The following is a 16,140-nucleotide window of genomic DNA, read 5'->3' as shown; positions in this document are numbered from 1 at the left end:
GTTCCTACGGCAACACTCCCTTGTCCTTGGCCATGCCGAGATGTTGAAAGGCCTGCTTGATATCCAGGCGAAGTTGCTCGTCGTCCCAAGGCTTGGTGAGAAACTTGTAGATGGCTCCCTGGTTGATAGCCTCGGTTACCGATTGAAGGTCCGTATAGCCGGACAGCACGATACGGATAGTATCGGGATAGAGGTCCTTGACCCGGCTGAAGAATGCCGTGCCGTTCATCTCCGGCATGCGCTGATCGGAGAGGATGACCTGTACCTCATGCTTGGCCAATAACTCAAAGGCATCATGAGCACGGCTAGCGGTCAGGATCTGATAACCTTCCCGGCGCAACACACGCGTCAGAGCGCGAAGAATATTCTCCTCATCATCCAGCAGCAGCAACGTCGGCACGGACTCCTCATCGTCACACCGTGACGACCTGGCACTCGGTATCTCCCTGCGCTGTTGGAGATAATCCCTGAGCTGCTCCAAGGCCAAGGGCCTGCTGAAGTAGTAACCCTGGTAGGCATCGCATTGGCTCTTTCTGAGAAATGCGAACTGCGGCTCGGTTTCGACCCCTTCGGCAACGACCTCCAGATTCAGATGATGCACCATGGAAATGATGCCTTGGGTAATTGCTGCATCATGCTGATCACTGATAATTTCCTTGATGAAGGTACGGTCGATCTTGATCTTGTCGATGGGAAGTCGTTTCAGGTAGCTGAGACTGGAAAAGCCTGTCCCGAAGTCGTCGATAGCGAGACGCACGCCTATCTTCTTCAGCTCATGCAGCGTCTGTACGGCGCGCTCGGCATTGCCGAGAAGAATGGTTTCCGTAAGTTCCAGCTCCAGGAATCTGGCTTCGAGCTGGGTTCTGTCGAGGACTTCGCGGACAAGATCAACGAAGTGGCCCCGCTGAAATTGCAAGGGGGAAATATTGACCGCGACCGGGGTGTTAACCAAACCTTGATCTTGAAGCGATTTGATTTGCCGACAGGCAGTTTCCATTACCCAGCGATTGAGAGCAAAAATCTGCCCGGTATCTTCTGCTATCGAAATGATTCGACTGGGTGAAATAAAGCCCATCTCGCAATGGTGCCAGCGCAGCAATGCTTCCATCCCTACTACCTTCTGCCCACCGGCATCGACCTGGGGCTGGAAATAAAGTTCGAACCCTCCCGACTCAATAGCCTTTTGAAGCTCATTACGCAGCGTCACCCGTTCACTGACTTTCTGGTTCAGGTCCTTGGTATATCGCTGGTAATTATTCCGCCCTCGTTTCTTGGCCTCATACATTGCCAGATCAGCTTGTTGCACTAGACCCGAGGGATTTTTTTCTTCGCCATCGCTTACGGCAATACCGGCGCTGGCCGTGATACGAAGCTCGGCTTCGTCAATTTGATAAGGGAGAGCAATATTCGTGAGTAGTCGCTCGACTATTTGCGATACGTCCTCTTCACGGATCAAATCAGGTAGCAGAATGACGAATTCATCTCCCCCCAGACGGGCCGCAGTATCCCCGGGACGAACCTGCTGATTGAGTCGACGGGCGACTTCAACGAGCATCTGATCCCCGACCGCATGTCCCATGGAATCATTGATGGGCTTGAAACCATCGAGGTCCAACAGGATGATCGCTAGATATCGTTGATAACGCTTCGCAAATTGGCAGCCTTGCACTAAACGATCTTCGAGTAGGGAGCGATTCGGGAGACCTGTCAGAACATCGTGGCTAACATGGAAGGCCAGCTCCGACTCGAAACGTTTCTTCTCGGATATATCATTCAGAATGCTAATGTAATGAGAAACAACATTGTCCTCATTGCGCACAGGAGTAATATAGAGCTCATTCCAAAATGGTGAGCCATCCTTGCGGAAATTGCGCAAGACCGTATGAATTTCCCGCTGCTCCCGCAACCCTTGACGGATCTTCTCGACACCAGGCTGATGGTGATCGCCGGACTGGAGGAAGCGGCAGTTCATTCCGACAACCTCGCCTGCCTCGTAACCGGTTATGCGTTCAAACGCCGGGTTGACATAGATGAGTGGTATATCGGGACTCATGGCATCGGCAATCGCGACACCGTTATAGCTGGATTCGATGCTTCTCTTCAGGAGAAGCAGTTGCTTCTCCGCCGCTTTTCGTTGACGAATGTCACGTAGTGAGAAAAGGTACATGATCTCCCCATCCCATTCGGTCTGGGAGCGTTGAACCTCAACAACGACATGACCTTCATCCTCAATGAAAACAGTCCACTCAAAAAGATTTTTTTCATCGAGTACGGGAAGATCGAAACGCCTCTCCATCAATAGTGCCAGTGTGGAACGAAACAGTGATGTGGCCGCGGGGTTGGCATAGCGAACCCAACCCTCTATATCGATCACCAATAGTGCATCGCGATCGTCGCTTAACAACTGATGGAAAGCCCTCTCCTGACGCTGGGCCTCGTTGCCGGCCCGGATCCTTTCGGTAATGTCATTCGCGAGGATCAAGCGTGCCGGTTGTTCGTTGAAAACGTAGTCATGGGCGGTAATATCCGCATCGATCTCCTTCCCATCTTTGCACTTAAGAACCCATACCCCTACCTTGGGCGTTGCAGCGACATCATCTATTTCCTGATAATGTGCATGAAAACGCTGCTGTTCTGTGGGGGTAAGAAGATCCGGAACGCTCATCTTCATGATTTCATCGCAGGAATAACCAAGCAAATGCAAGGCCGCCCGATTCACTGCTAGAATGGCCAATGTCTCGCGGTGATGTATATACATTGGTTCTGGATTGGCTTCGAATAGCAGGCGGTAGCGCTTTTCACTCTCGGCGAGCATCTCGATGGAGTGAGAGCGCTCAATCGCGTAGCGTATACTGCGTGCCAACAGTGAGCTGGTAATCTGCTCCTTGACCAGATAATCTGCAGCGCCAAGCTCGATGGCGCGGATGTCGAGCTCATCGTGATCCTGACCGGTAAGCAAAATCATTGGCGTACGTATGTCACTGTGCGACGCGTAGCGGACCAGATCCAGCCCGGATTCGACCCCGAGCCGACAGTCCAACAACACCAGGTCATGCTTTTGGCTGGCAATGGCTGCCATGCCCTCTTCATAGGTACCGACCCAGTCAAGCTGGCAAGATAAATGATTGGCCTCGTGAAGCAGATCGCGCGTGATCAGAAAATCGTCTTCGCTGTCCTCGATCAACAGAATACGCAGCAACCGGTCCTTTATGCTCATCTCTTCTCCGCTTTTTCTGGAAGTACGACGATTGCCAGCCAAGAACGCCTCAATCCTGTCACCCCATCAATCAAATCATTAAAACTTAACAGCTCTTCACAGCCCGCTCCCGAGCGCCTGCGGGCCAAGCAGTCGTAAAACCTCCTCGACGCTGACCAGTCCTTGTCGCACCTTGTCGTGCGCATCATCCAACAGTGAGGACATGCCCCGTTCCCTGGCCAGCCGTTGTAACTGCCAGGGGCTGACACCCTCGACGATGGCATCACGCAAGGAGTCATCAACAAGCAGAACTTCATGGAGTCCTATTCGCCCCTTGTATCCTTGATAACAGTGGCGGCAACCGCGCCCGCGATAGAAGCGAAGAGTGGGTTCAAGAAAACTCTCACCAAGACACTCCAGTTGCTCGGCAGACGGTGAGGTCTCTTCCCGACAATTCGGACAAAGCTTTTTGGCAAGACGCTGGTTCACAACGGCTTCCAACGAGGAAGCCAGTTCATAGGCGGTGACCCCCAACGCCACCAAGTGAGCAATGGCGGCACCGGTAGAATGCACGGGCAGGGAGGAAAGGACCTGACGCCCGGTAAGCGCGGCCTGGAAGGCCGCCGGGGCGACTTCTGCCCCGTGGAGCGACTCAAGCAGGATCACATCCGGGCCCTGGTCCACCGCGGCCGCCAGGAGACTGGCCAGGCTCGAGCCGTGGCGCCTCTCTATTACTACCTGACCGATTAAGTCGTTATGGAACGCCACCGGCTCTCCAAGTGCGACATAGTGCTTCCCCGCCGATGCCTCGGATTGAAGGAGAGCATGTAGCATCGTGGTCTTGCCGCTGTCGGCCGGCCCTACCGCCAATATGACACCTTGGGGCTGTCTGCTGCCATGCAGCAAACGCTGAAGGTTGTGCGACGACAAACCCAGCTCCTTCAAAGGCTTGGCGACGGTCTGATGTTCGGAAACCCGCATGGCCACCTGCTCACCATATGTAGTGGGCAGTGTGGCGATACGCAAGTCGACGAGACACAGCGGAGTCTTCACCGTGAGGTGCCCCACTTGAGAGTGTCGGCGTTCGCTGAGGTCGAGCTCGGCCATCACCTTGATACGCGATACCACTGCCATCAGTGACCCCGAGGGGAACTGAATCTTGTCCTCTAACAGACCATCGATACGATAACGCACCATCACGTGCTTGATGCGCGGATGAATATGAATCTCACTGGCTCCAAGGTGCAACGCTTCGAGGATGATCGCATTGACCAGACGCACGGCTGGCGGATCCACTGAACTGCCCAGTAACTGCTCCAGGCTTTCGGTATTCTCACTTTCGTCGAGGATAATCTCGATGTCTTCATAGGGATCGTCATCTTCGGCGGTCGCCCTCATGTCATCAAATGAATGCCGCGGTGTGCCGAAGGCTTCCGCTAACTTGGCTTGCATTGCCTCGACATGGCAGAGTAGAGGGCGGATGCAAAGGCCTGACATGGACTCCAATGCTTCGACCAGGCCGACGTCCAAAGGGTCGGTCATGGCCAGGTCAAGGCGCTCCCCCACGACTCGCAACGGCAGTACCCACTGTCGCTCGCATGCCACCCGGGGAATGATGGACAACAATGTTGGCTCGAACCGGCTTTCACGCAGGTCGACTTCATCGCACATCCGCTCATCGCGTAATAGGGAGTAGATAAGTTCCGGATTGACCCAGTCATGTTGCACCAGATGATGCATGACAGGTGTCTTATGGGCCTGCATCTCCTTGTGCAGTAGCTGAACCTGGCGGGCGCTGAGATGCCCTTTCTTGTGAAGCAACATGGCCAACTGGCCACGCTTGCTGACATCGAGGTTATTCAGAGGTGCCAGATCGGTGGTTTGATAGCCACTCTCCTTTGCCAGGATACGGCTGTGGCGCCTTAGCTCGTACTGTTCCAACGCCAGGGCAACGCTCAAGCGCAGATCATCGTCATCCCAGGGCTTGAGGTTGAAGCGATAAACCGCACCATCCCGCATCGAGCCCATTACCGCTTCGGTATTGGCATAGCCGGTAAGCATGATACGTAACGTTTCCGGCCATCGCTCACGAACACGACGCAGTAGTTCACTGCCATTCATGCCCGGCATCATAAAGTCGCTGACGACCAACTCAGCTGGTTTGCTTTCCAGCAACATCAGCGCCTCTTCAGCACTTTTAGCGAATAACAACTGATAGTTTTCACGCTGAAACACCCGACGCAATGCTGCCAGAACGCCAGGATCATCATCCACCAGTAGCAACCGATAAGGCCTTGTCGGCGCAGCAGGTAAGGCGCTCTTCTCATCGGCAGCGTCACCGACAAATAAGGAGGTATAGTGCTTAGCCAAGCCAACGACTCCTCAGCCCACCTGAAAGCGCAAGGTCACACGAGTGCCTTGCCCCGGCTGGCTTTTCAAGAGAACCTCTCCGTGATGGGCAGCGAGGATATCCCTCGTCACACTCAGTCCCAGACCGGTTCCTGCACCGACGTTTCGCGTGGTGAAGAAGGGTTCGAAAACACGCGCCAAGACCTTCTCGGACATACCGCAACCGTCATCCTCGATATCGATTTCCAGTACGCCTTCGTGTAAACGACTCTCTACCTGAATGCTACCACCCTCATCGAGAGCCTTGGCAGCATTATCGAGAACATTGTAAAAAGCTTGAGATAGTCTTGCCGGATAACCTGCAAGTTTTGGCAATTCGTCCAGGTTGAGCTCGATGGACAAAGTCTGGTGATGTTCTGCCTGGAGAAGATGGCAGGCAGTCGTGAGAAGGGCATTCAAATCACAGGCGGAAAACTCGGCCTGATCGATATTGGAAAATGTTCTGAGGTCCGCCACGATGTTAGAGATGCGTTGCGCACCGCTCCTGGACTCTCCGAGTAGAGCACGAAAATCCTCGAATAGCCCTGCCGAGTCACCATCGACAAGCTGACTGACTTCGAACTCGTCGAGGTAATCGCCAGCAACGCGTAGATTGCTACCGATAAAGCCAATGGGCGTATTGATCTCATGGGCGATCCCTGCCGCCAATTGGCCTACCGCTCGCAATCGGGCACTCTCGTAGAGCTGTTGCTGGGTCTGTTCGATCACCTTGACCTGCTCTTCGACCTGTTGTTGCAACTGTTCGGATAGCTTCTTGTATCGCGCTTCCGACGCCTGTAAGGCGGTGTTCTGCTGCTGCAACTCGATGTAGCTTGCTTCAGTGACATCAAGGTGCAAATTAGCTGCCAGACGGTATTTGCCAGCATAGAACAGGAGTAATTCAAATAACTGTGCTGCAGCCCGACGCTGGTTCACAGGAAGCTCCGTCTTCAACCAAGCAAGAGTGTCCAGATTGAACTCCAACGGATAGACCGCCTCGCTGGCCTCTTCGACCAGTTCCACGGGCGTCCCGCCCAGCGTGCCAAGCAAATGCAGCAAGCGCGCCTTATGCCTTGGTGTCAAGAGATCGTCCAGGCCGAGGTCGTCATCTAAATTACTCATCATTCCCCCGTTCGAGGGCACTGAGCTGGTCAACAAATTTCCGCGGATCAATGACGTGTTCAGCCGCCAAGGAAAACTCCTCATTCACGACTGGATAAAGACGCTCCAGCAGTTGGCGAAAACTCTCCACAACGCCGCGCCCATTGACAGCGCTCGCCAGGGTCAATGGTGCCCAAGGGGTACCGGCCCATCGCTTATGGAGTGAGACTTCGTCAATGACATCCTCCCGATCGCGCTTGTTGAACTGCACGGACAGAGGCAATTGCTCGATATCCAGTCCCACCTTCGTCAGATTGTTCGCCAGGTTGTCGAACGAGATGGCATTATTGTCCTGCTGACCGAGTTGAGAGTCGGCGACAAAAATCACGCCATCGACACGCGACAGTACGGCCTTACGGGTGCTATCGTGCTGCACTTGGCCAGGTACGGTGTAGAGTTTCAGCCGCAAGTCCAAGCCTGCTTCACTGCGTAGGCCGATGGGCAACATGTCGAAGAACAGGGTGCGGTCGTCTCGCGTTTCCAGCACCATGAGTTCACCTTTTCGCTGCGGTCTGAGCAGTGTATGCAATTGCATCAGATTGGTCGTCTTGCCGCTGAGTGCGGGGCCATAATAAACGATTTTCAGAACCAGCTTGTTCCCGACTTCCTTATAACTAGCCATGCTCGTCAGCCCCTTCAAACTGCCTGGGCGAAATCGATTCTGCCGTTTCTCCTTCCCTGAGCTCTTGACTTCTCGACAGAAGAAGATTTTTTTATCAAAATAACCAACGGCTTCATCGAGTCTAGCCTCTTATTGTGTAGATTTGGCTTTAGGTTTACGTACATACAAGGTGTAGTTTGTCTCTTCCGATGCTTCGAAATTGATCAACTTGGTAATCAGCCACGCGTCCAATTCTTTCCCTTCATTGAGTAGCAGCGTGCCATTCTCGGCATACAGGTCTCGCACCAGGGTCATACCCGGCTCCAACCGTCGCGTATCCAATCTCAGAACAGTGTCATCGGTTAGCGTGGTATCGAGCTCCAGTTCCGTGCACAGGCGAACGAAGCGCTCACACAGTTGTGGATCGTAGAGCCTTCCCGCATATTTCTGGAGCAGCAGCAGGGCCTCGTCACGCTCCAGTTTCCGCTCCAGCACCATCCCTTGCTGAAGTTCGACAAAGTCCACAGCCAGTCTCAGCAGACGGGCGCCAAGCGGTATCTGGTTCTCTCTCAGCCGATCCGGAAATCCACCGCCGTCCCAACGCTCCTGATGGTGACGTATCAGTTTGGCCGCTTCCCGCAGAGGCTCCAGCGTCATCAACAATCCCTCACCCAACGCCGGGTAACGGCGATACAGCTCGAGCTCGTCTTTGTAAAGCAAGTCCGATGGCTTGTTGAACAGGTTATCGTCCCAAGTCAGCTTGCCGAGATTGTAGAGCGCGGCAGCCATGGACAGATCGCGGCCGAGAGCCTCATTCAATTGGTAGTGCTGCGCATAGGCCTTGACCAACTCGACCACCCGACTATTGGTCTGGCGATGGCGTGGCAAACGTTGGTTAAGCAGCGACGAGAACACTTCGGTGGCGGTAACATAGCTGCGCTTCAACTCGGCATAGGCGAGATCTAGCATATCGGCGATTTGTTGGATCTCTGCCGTTCGTGCTGTTACCCGGTTTTCGAGATCGGCATTCAGTTCTTGCAATTGCTGATTCTGCGATAAAGTGAGTCGCTCTAGTCGTTGGCGTTCTCGCTCAGCGAATTGATAAGTGAGTGCTTGACGAATAATTAGACGAAGTTCATCGTCATCCCATGGCTTGCTGATATAACGATAAATATGACCTTCGTTGATGGCACGTACGGTCGTGCTGATATCGGCATAGCCGGTAAGCAAGATCCGCAGGCAGTCCGGCCAATGCTGCTGAATATTGGCTAGTAGCGTGGCGCCATCCATGCCCGGCATACGGGCGTCGGATATCACCAAGTCGACATCTTGAGCTTCCATCAAGCTCAGCGCTTGCTCCCCACTACTCGCCATCAGCAGTGCATAGGGCTCGTTTCTGAGCACCCTCCGCAGGCGATTGAGCATGTTCTCTTCGTCATCCACCAATAATAGTGTTGCGGTGGTTGTCGCCGGGCATTGCTCACTCATGTTCTCGTCTCATTCTCTGTCATGGAATCCAGCATGGCTGGCTGTTTTATCGGCAACCACACACAAAAGCGCGTGCCTTTCCCGATCTCACTGAACACCTTGATCCGACCATGATGCTTCTGCACGATGTTGTACGAAAGTGCCAGACCAAGCCCAGTCCCTTTGCCAACTGGCTTCGTCGTAAAAAAAGGCTCATAAATACGATTGAGAAGGTCCGGTTCTATCCCCGTTCCGGTATCCTCCACCTCGAACCAAGCCCATTCATCATCGCTCCCCGTTCGCAGGGTAATGAGGCCAAATTCTTCGATAGAATGAGCAGAATTTACCAATAAATTCATAACCACTTGGTTGATTTGTGAAAGAATGCACTCTACCTCCGGTAGTTCATCGTATTCCTTGACAACATCAGCTTTGTACTTGAGTTCACTCTGGACCACATTGAGCGTGGTATCGATGCCACGATGAAGATCGGCCAAGCGAAACTTTTCTTCATCGATATGCGAAAAATCCTTGAGTGCAGTGATGATTTTCTTCACACGCTCGAGGCCATCACCGGATTCACTGATTAGTGATTCTATATCACTGCGGATATACTCATATTCCAGGGTGCGTTTGAGCTGTTGCAGCCCTTCGATATCCGTCACCTCATCCGCGGCATCGATGATACGTAGAAGGTCCTGTACATAGTCGGTTAATGTTTTCAGGTTGGAAGAGACATAGCCTATGGGGTTATTGATCTCATGGGCGACCCCGGCGGCCAGCTGGCCAATCGCCGCTAATTTCTCGGACTGAACGAGCTGGTTGTTGGCCTTTTCCAATTTTTCAATCAGCTGATCTTGATCGATCTTCGTGCCGCCTTCGGTATCGGACCAAACCTCCCGTGGCGAGTCGAGGTCGAGCTGACTGGAAGCATTATCAAGCACGAGAGCAAAGTGCAGAATGTGGTCCGCATGGAAGACAGGAAGCAGGTGCCAGTCCAGTGGTCGCACACACTCCTCTCCCGGGAGGCTCAGGGGCACCTGCACCGGAGCGTGGGCATCGCTTCCCGTCACAGGGGTATGTCTGCCTTCCTCATGGGCCTGCCCGACTCTCTGATGCAGGCGCGTCGCATCCGTACCGGGAAAGATCTCGGCCAGAGGCTGTCCGTGGGCCTGTGCCAAAGGCTTGTTACAGCACCGTTCAATCAAGTCGTTCCAGTACTCTATACGCAACTCCTGGTCGAGCAGGATCAGACCGAGACCGATACGGTCGGCCAATAGGGTCAATAAAGAAGACTGCGAGCTATCCAAGAAGACCTCCCGGGAGGGTGCAGCAAGTGATGTGGACGGCAGCGCCTGTCTGCTCCCTGTTCTGCCTGCGAAAGAAGTGACACAAGGCGGCGAAGGTAGCCGATGCGTACGGCGAACCTCGGGTGGTGTGTACTCACAGCCGTAGCGATTGACTGCCCTGGCACCCATGCGTCAGCTACTGTATGAGCTATCGGCCAGAACAGTTGATCCTTGAGGGAAGTAGTTCGGCGCGCATGGCATCGATGACGTGGCGGTAGTCTTGCGCGCCGAAAATCGCCGAGCCCGCCACGAACGTATCCGCTCCCGCCATTGCCGCGGCCCGGATGTTGTCGGCCTTGATACCACCGTCCACCTCGAGCCGAATGTGTCGGCCGGATTCGTCGATCATGGCCCTGGCGGTTCGCAGCTTGTCCAACGCCACGGGCAGGAACCGCTGGCCGCCGAATCCCGGATTGACGGACATGATCAATACCAGATCCACTTGGTCCATGACGTGCCGCAGATAGTCCAGCGTTGTGGCGGGGTTGAATACCAGTCCGGCACTGCAACCGCAGTCGTGGATCATCTGCAGCGTGCGGTGCGGGTGACGGCTCGTCTCAGGGTGAAAGGAAATACAGCTTGCCCCGGCCTCCGCGAACTGTGGTACTAGCGCATCGACAGGCTCCACCATCAGGTGCACGTCCAGCGGGGCGCACACGCCGTAATCCTTCAGGGCCCGGCAAAGCGCGGGCCCGAAGGTCAGGTTCGGGACGTAATGGTTGTCCATGACGTCGAAATGAATGATATCCGCCCCCGCGTCCAGCACCTTGTCCACGTCCTCGCCCAGCCGCGCAAGATCGGCGGACAGAATGGAGGGAGCGATGAGATGGCCGGATCCAGGTAGTGTGCGCATGGGATCTCGCTCTCGACACGCCAGGAAGTTCAGGATCCGACCTGGCCTGTGGTTTTGTCGTCCGATTCGGACTTCTTGCCGAAGACGGTACTGGCCAGCACTTCCTGGGCGTCGATGGCGGTCAGGTCCTCGGCGCTCAACGAACCGCCCTGCTCCACCAACCGCATCGCCTGGCGCAGCCGGAACCGGTCCAGCGCGTTGCGTACCGAACGGGCATTGGAAAAATGCGGCTGCTGCATCCGCCGTTGCAGATAATCCGCAAACGCCTTTCTGGCGGCATCGGTAAAATGGTAGCCCTGCTCCTCCAGTAACAGATCGCCGACCGTCAGCAGTTCCTCGGCGCTATAGTCCGGAAACTCGATGTGGTGGGCAATGCGGGAGTGCAGGCCGGGATTGGACTGGAAGAAGCGGTCCATGCGGTCCTTGTAGCCGGCGACGATGACCACCAGGTCGTCGCGATCGTTCTCCATCGCCTGGAGCAGGATTTCGATGGCTTCCTGCCCGTAGTCCCGCTCGTTCTCCGGGCGGTACAGATAGTAGGCCTCATCGATGAACAGCACGCCGCCCATGGCGCGTTTGATCACCTCCTTGGTCTTGGGCGCGGTGTGGCCGATGTACTGCCCCACCAGATCGTCGCGGGTCACGGAGATCACATGGCTGGAGCGCACGTAGCCCAGTTCGTGCAGGATCTCCGCCATGCGCAGCGCCATGGTGGTCTTGCCCGTTCCCGGATTGCCGGTAAAGGACATGTGCAGGGTCGGCGGCTCGGTCGTCAGGTCGAGTTCGCGGCGGGCTCGATCCACCATCAACAGGGCAGCGATCTGGCCGATCCGCGCCTTTACCGGGGCAAGCCCGACCAGTTCCCTGTTCACCTTGTCCAGGGCCTGCCGAACACCGTCGCTTTCCAGCGTAATGCGACGCTCATCCTTTGCCGCTATACCCTTCTCTTCAACATAGGATTGTGCCGTACTCATTGCGCTTCCCCTGGGATCCGGTGATGCCCCGTAGGCACGAGGCATAGCACTCGCTCAATAGCGTTCGCCTTCGGGCCGATCGACCGCGTAGGACGTCATGGTGTATCGCAACGACCGACCCTGGGCTTCTTGACGCTCGAGCCGGAAGCCTGGCTCGTGGTCAGGCCGGTTGACGATGAACGACATCCTGGGCGTCTCCCAGCCCTTGCTGGAATCGAACGCCATTACCCGGATGTAATGGTTGGGGAATGCCTGACGGCATTCCGTGACCTCCTTCATCACACCCGCCGGGTCGCGCAAATCGAACATGGGATGTCCGTACATTTCCCAGTAGGTATTACGGGGATGGGGATCATCCGTGTACTCGACACTAACCGCCCAACCGTGGTTCAGGGCCCACTTGACCTGAACCTTGATCTGCTCGTCCGTCAACGGGGGCAGGAACGAAAACTGACCTTGGGTAATATGCATGACCGGTTCTCCAGCGATTCAATGGCAGGTCTCTCGCCGCCATGTCCTGGCCTTAGGCCGAGACACTCTCCTGCACGACGAAGTCGGGGGTGTCCGTAGACGCGTAGTCGAAGGTGATGTCCTTCCAGACCTCCAGGGCCTGCCGCAGCGGCGTGCACCACTTGGCGGCCTGGTTCAGGATCGCCGGCCCTTCGTGCCAGATATCGCGGCCCTCGTTGCGAGCCAGCACCATGGCCTCCAGGGCGACACGGTTGGCCTGGGCGCCGGCGGCGATGCCTTGGGGATGGCCGATGGTGCCGCCACCGAACTGGAGGACGGTGTCATCGCCCAGATAGGTCAGCAATTGGTGCATCTGGCCGGCGTGGATCCCACCGGAGGCCACAGGCATGATCTTGTTCAGGGACGCCCAGTCCTGATCGAAGAACAGGCCGGTTTCCAGGTTCTTGGGTGTATAGGTTTCCCGACACGTATCGTAGATGCCCCGGATCATGTGAGGGTCACCTTCCAGCTTGCCCACCACGGTGCCGGCATGGATATGGTCCACGCCCGCCATGCGCATCCACTTGGCGATCACGCGGAAGGCCACGCCATGGCTCTTCTGCCGGGTATAGGTGCCGTGTCCCGCCCGATGCAGATGCAGAATCATGTCGTTCTTGCGCGCCCAATTGGCCATCGACTGGATGGCCGTGTAGCCGATGACCAGATCGATCATGACAATCACCGACCCCAGCTCCTTGGCGAATTCGGCGCGTTCGTACATCTCCTCCATGGTGCCGGCCGTGACATTCAGGTAATGCCCCTTCACCTCGCCGGTGGCCGCCGAGGCACGGTTCACCGCCTCCATGCAGTAGAGGAAACGATCACGCCAGTGCATGAAACTCTGGGAGTTGATGTTCTCGTCGTCCTTCACGAAGTCCAGTCCGCCGCGCAGGGCTTCATAGACCACGCGACCGTAGTTGCGGCCGGACAGGCCGAGCTTGGGCTTGGTGGTGGCACCGAGCAACGGGCGGCCGAACTTGTCCAGCCGTTCGCGCTCCACCACGATGCCGGTGGGCGGGCCGGAGAAGGTTTTCAGGTAGGCCACCGGCATGCGCATGTCTTCGAGACGCAATGCCTTCACCGCCTTGAAGCCGAAGACATTGCCGATGATCGAGGCCGTGAGGTTGGCAATGGAGCCCGGCTCGAACAGCTCCAGGTCATAGGCGATATAGGCGAAGAACTGCTCCGGATTGCCGGGCACCGGATCGACCCGGAACGCCTTGGCGCGATAGAGCTCGCAGTTGGTCAGGCGGTCCGTCCACACCACCGTCCAGGTAGCGGTGGATGACTCGCCGGCCACGGCCGCGGCCGCCTCCTCCGGGTCCACTCCGGACTGGGGAGTGATCCTGAAGACGGCGATAACATCCGTATCCTTTACTCCATAGTCGGGCTCCCAGTACCCCATCTGCTTGTAGGGAATGACGCCGGGGGTGTATCTCGTTTTCAGATCTGCTTGCCGTGTCATATGTCTCGCCCCTCATTTCCGTCGCGCATGTTTTCGAAGTGCGAAGCCGATAGCGACCTCCTGCAGGCCAGTATATGAAGGGGCATGAATAATGAAAATTAAATGATTTTTATCATTTCCATATATTTATGTTTATACTTGCAGAATACAGCAGGATGTTCCTTTCACGTCTACTTTCAGGCGTCATCACGGAGCAGAAGTCATGCACGTAACCTTCCGGCAACTCGCCATCTTCAATGCGGTAGCGGAGAAGCTCAGCTTTACCGAGGCCGCCAATACACTGCACCTGACCCAACCTGCCGTCTCCGTGCAGATCAAGCGCCTGGAGGATTCGGTTGGCTTGCCCCTGTTCGAACAACTGGGCAAGAAAATCTATCTCACCAGTGCCGGCGAGGAGCTTCTGCACTACAGCCGCAACATCTTCCAGGAACTGGACGAGGCCGGGGAGATGTTCGCCCAGATGCAGGATATCTCCCGGGGTACCCTGAGCGTGTCGGTGGCCACCACCGCCAGTAGCTTCGCCACACGGATGATCTCCGCATTCCTGAAACAGTATCCGGCGGCCACCATCCGACTGGATGTCACCAATCGCGGCACGTTGATCAGACAACTGGAAAGCAATGAAAAGGATATCGTCATCATGGGCAAGCCTCCCGAACACATGGATCTGGTCGGGGAAGCGTTCATGAAGAATCCGCTGGTGGTCATTGCCCCGCCGGACCATCCATTGGCCGGGAAAGCGAACATCAGCATCAATACCCTGCAGAACGAGCCCTTCGTGGTCCGGGAACCGGCGTCCGGCACCCGGGCCGCCCTGGAAAAGCTGTTCGCCTGGTGCCACATCTCGCCGGCCATTCAAGTGGAGATCGCCGACAACGAGGCCATCAAGGAAGCCGTGGCGGCCGGACTGGGCCTAAGCGTGGTCTCCCGCCATACGCTGGAACTGGACCTGCAAGCCAGGCGCCTGGTGATCCTGGATGTGGAACATTTCCCCATCGCGCGCAACTGGTACCTGGCGTACCGGCGTGGCAAACGCCTTTCTCCCATTGCCCTGGCTTTCAAGGCGCTGGTGTTCGAGCAGGCCCCGAAGATGGCCGAAGCCTTGTCATCCTGACACTACAGCCGACAGCTGTCTGGAACCTACGTGCACACGCAAAAACATCCCACCCACTATCGGAGAAGGGTGCCCGATGGTGGATGGGTTGTCGAAGAACACACCTCAATCGCTCAACACTTCCGCTTGCAGTTCCACCCGGCGATATTCCCGAGCCCGCAGCACCAGCTTCTCGATCAATGGCTGCAGGATGATCTCCAGGGCCAACCCCATCTTGCTGCCGGGTATCACGAGGCTGTTGCGCCGCGACATGAAGGAGCTGGGAATCATCGCCAATAGATACGGGAAATCCACATGGAACTTCTTCGGGTTGCGAAAGCGGACGACCACGAGGCTCTCATCCAAGGTCGGGATCTCCCGGGCAATGAACGGATTGGAGGTGTCCACGGTCGGCACGCGTTGGAAATTGATATCCGTATAGGTGAATTGGGGGGCGATGTAATTGATATAGTCCGGCAGGCGGCGCAGGATTGTCTCAGTCACATTCTCCCGAGCCTGGCCTCTTTCCGAGGTATCGCGGTGGATCTTCTGAATCCATTCCAGGTTGATGATCGGGGTAACCCCAACAAGAAGATCCACGTGCTGCCCCACGTTTACGGTGTCGGTCTTCACGGCACCATGCAGGCCCTCGTAGAAGAGCAGATCCGTGCCCGGCTCGAAGGCTTCCCACTCGGTGAATGTCCCCGGCGGGCTGCCATAGAGCAACGACTCTTCCTGGTTATGGATATAATGGCGGAAACGCCCGGAGCCTCTTTCCCCGTATTCGCGGAATAGGTGTTCCAGCTCCTCGAACAGATTGGCTTCCATGCCGAAGTGGCTCAGGTTTCTTCCCTCCGCCTGACTCTCGGCCACCATCTTCTTCATCTCGGCGCGGTTATAGCGATGAAAGCTGTCGCCCTCGACAAATGCTGCCTTGAACTGGTCGCGCCTCAGGATACGCTGGAGTATCGACTTCACCGTCGTCGTACCCGCCCCGGACGAACCGGTGACAGCCACGATGGGATACATGGCAGACATAATCCGACCTCTCTTGTTCTCGTTCGACCCGCCGACACCGGCGGG

At 56.1% G+C, this 16,140-nt stretch carries 12 protein-coding genes; 1 reads left to right on the top strand and 11 read right to left on the bottom strand.

The genetic code is table 11. The annotated features are described in order from the left end of the window. Positions 1–4: 4 nt before the first annotated feature. The 10 genes from ACFOEV_RS07840 to ACFOEV_RS07795 form a co-directional block, all read right to left on the bottom strand. Complete coding sequence (locus ACFOEV_RS07840) at positions 5–3,217, bottom strand: EAL domain-containing protein (protein WP_386772578.1); 3,213 nt, start codon at positions 3,215–3,217, stop codon at positions 5–7. Positions 3,218–3,313: 96 nt separating this feature from the next. Continuing rightward, positions 3,314–5,566, bottom strand: a complete 2,253-nt coding sequence (locus ACFOEV_RS07835) for an ATPase, T2SS/T4P/T4SS family (protein ID WP_386772577.1) — start codon at positions 5,564–5,566, stop codon at positions 3,314–3,316. 12 nt (positions 5,567–5,578) lie between these two features. Beyond that, entirely contained in the window at positions 5,579–6,706 is a 1,128-nt protein-coding gene (locus ACFOEV_RS07830) for a sensor histidine kinase (RefSeq protein ID WP_386772576.1), read from the bottom strand. Further along, positions 6,699–7,367: a GTP-binding protein gene (locus ACFOEV_RS07825; RefSeq protein WP_386772575.1), complete on the bottom strand. Its 669-nt coding sequence runs from the start codon at positions 7,365–7,367 to the stop codon at positions 6,699–6,701. The genes ACFOEV_RS07830 and ACFOEV_RS07825 overlap by 8 nt, the downstream gene beginning before the upstream one ends. A gap of 129 nt (positions 7,368–7,496) precedes the next feature. Beyond that, positions 7,497–8,834 carry an HD domain-containing phosphohydrolase gene (locus ACFOEV_RS07820; RefSeq protein WP_386772574.1) on the bottom strand — a complete coding sequence of 446 codons (1,338 nt, stop codon included), beginning with the start codon at positions 8,832–8,834 and terminating at the stop codon, positions 7,497–7,499. Then, positions 8,831–10,123: an ATP-binding protein gene (locus ACFOEV_RS07815; protein WP_386772573.1), complete on the bottom strand. Its 1,293-nt coding sequence runs from the start codon at positions 10,121–10,123 to the stop codon at positions 8,831–8,833. Before ACFOEV_RS07815 ends, ACFOEV_RS07820 begins: the two co-directional genes overlap by 4 nt. Positions 10,124–10,310: 187 nt before the next feature. Further along, positions 10,311–11,015, bottom strand: a complete 705-nt coding sequence (gene rpe / locus ACFOEV_RS07810; RefSeq protein ID WP_386772572.1) for a ribulose-phosphate 3-epimerase — start codon at positions 11,013–11,015, stop codon at positions 10,311–10,313. Between the two features lie 29 nt (positions 11,016–11,044). Beyond that, positions 11,045–11,989, bottom strand: a complete 945-nt coding sequence (gene cbbX / locus ACFOEV_RS07805) for a CbbX protein (protein ID WP_386772571.1) — start codon at positions 11,987–11,989, stop codon at positions 11,045–11,047. A 54-nt stretch (positions 11,990–12,043) separates the two neighbouring features. Then, positions 12,044–12,460 (bottom strand): ribulose bisphosphate carboxylase small subunit, encoded by a 417-nt coding sequence (locus ACFOEV_RS07800; RefSeq protein WP_386772570.1) that lies wholly within the window; start codon positions 12,458–12,460, stop codon positions 12,044–12,046. Between the two features lie 52 nt (positions 12,461–12,512). Beyond that, positions 12,513–13,964 carry a form I ribulose bisphosphate carboxylase large subunit gene (locus tag ACFOEV_RS07795; RefSeq protein WP_386772569.1) on the bottom strand — a complete coding sequence of 484 codons (1,452 nt, stop codon included), beginning with the start codon at positions 13,962–13,964 and terminating at the stop codon, positions 12,513–12,515. Between the two features lie 202 nt (positions 13,965–14,166). On the opposite strand from ACFOEV_RS07795, the gene ACFOEV_RS07790 reads away from it, so the two are divergent. Continuing rightward, positions 14,167–15,078: a LysR family transcriptional regulator gene (locus ACFOEV_RS07790; RefSeq protein WP_386772568.1), complete on the top strand. Its 912-nt coding sequence runs from the start codon at positions 14,167–14,169 to the stop codon at positions 15,076–15,078. A 105-nt stretch (positions 15,079–15,183) separates the two neighbouring features. Here ACFOEV_RS07790 and ACFOEV_RS07785 read toward each other — a convergent pair whose 3' ends face one another. Continuing rightward, on the bottom strand, positions 15,184–16,095 hold the full coding sequence (locus tag ACFOEV_RS07785) for a phosphoribulokinase (RefSeq protein ID WP_386772567.1): 912 nt from the start codon (positions 16,093–16,095) through the stop codon (positions 15,184–15,186). Positions 16,096–16,140: the final 45 nt, after the last annotated feature.

Origin of the sequence: Litchfieldella rifensis (genome assembly GCF_042646605.1) — a bacterium.
GTDB classification, from domain to species: domain Bacteria; phylum Pseudomonadota; class Gammaproteobacteria; order Pseudomonadales; family Halomonadaceae; genus Litchfieldella; species Litchfieldella rifensis.
The sequence above is the reverse complement of the archived record's forward strand: the minus strand, read 5'-3'. Positions and strand labels throughout refer to the sequence as shown.

What these genes read in the sequence shown, in the direction of transcription:
- ACFOEV_RS07785 (WP_386772567.1), bottom strand. Translation starts at nt 16,095, where the DNA reads ATGTCTGCCATGTATCCCATCGTGGCTGTCACCGGTTCGTCCGGGGCG.
- cbbX (WP_386772571.1), bottom strand. Translation starts at nt 11,989, where the DNA reads ATGAGTACGGCACAATCCTATGTTGAAGAGAAGGGTATAGCGGCAAAG.
- ACFOEV_RS07795 (WP_386772569.1), bottom strand. Translation starts at nt 13,964, where the DNA reads ATGACACGGCAAGCAGATCTGAAAACGAGATACACCCCCGGCGTCATT.
- ACFOEV_RS07830 (WP_386772576.1), bottom strand. Translation starts at nt 6,706, where the DNA reads ATGAGTAATTTAGATGACGACCTCGGCCTGGACGATCTCTTGACACCA.
- ACFOEV_RS07825 (WP_386772575.1), bottom strand. Translation starts at nt 7,367, where the DNA reads ATGGCTAGTTATAAGGAAGTCGGGAACAAGCTGGTTCTGAAAATCGTT.
- ACFOEV_RS07840 (WP_386772578.1), bottom strand. Translation starts at nt 3,217, where the DNA reads ATGAGCATAAAGGACCGGTTGCTGCGTATTCTGTTGATCGAGGACAGC.
- ACFOEV_RS07820 (WP_386772574.1), bottom strand. Translation starts at nt 8,834, where the DNA reads ATGAGTGAGCAATGCCCGGCGACAACCACCGCAACACTATTATTGGTG.
- ACFOEV_RS07800 (WP_386772570.1), bottom strand. Translation starts at nt 12,460, where the DNA reads ATGCATATTACCCAAGGTCAGTTTTCGTTCCTGCCCCCGTTGACGGAC.
- ACFOEV_RS07790 (WP_386772568.1), top strand. Translation starts at nt 14,167, where the DNA reads ATGCACGTAACCTTCCGGCAACTCGCCATCTTCAATGCGGTAGCGGAG.
- rpe (WP_386772572.1), bottom strand. Translation starts at nt 11,015, where the DNA reads ATGCGCACACTACCTGGATCCGGCCATCTCATCGCTCCCTCCATTCTG.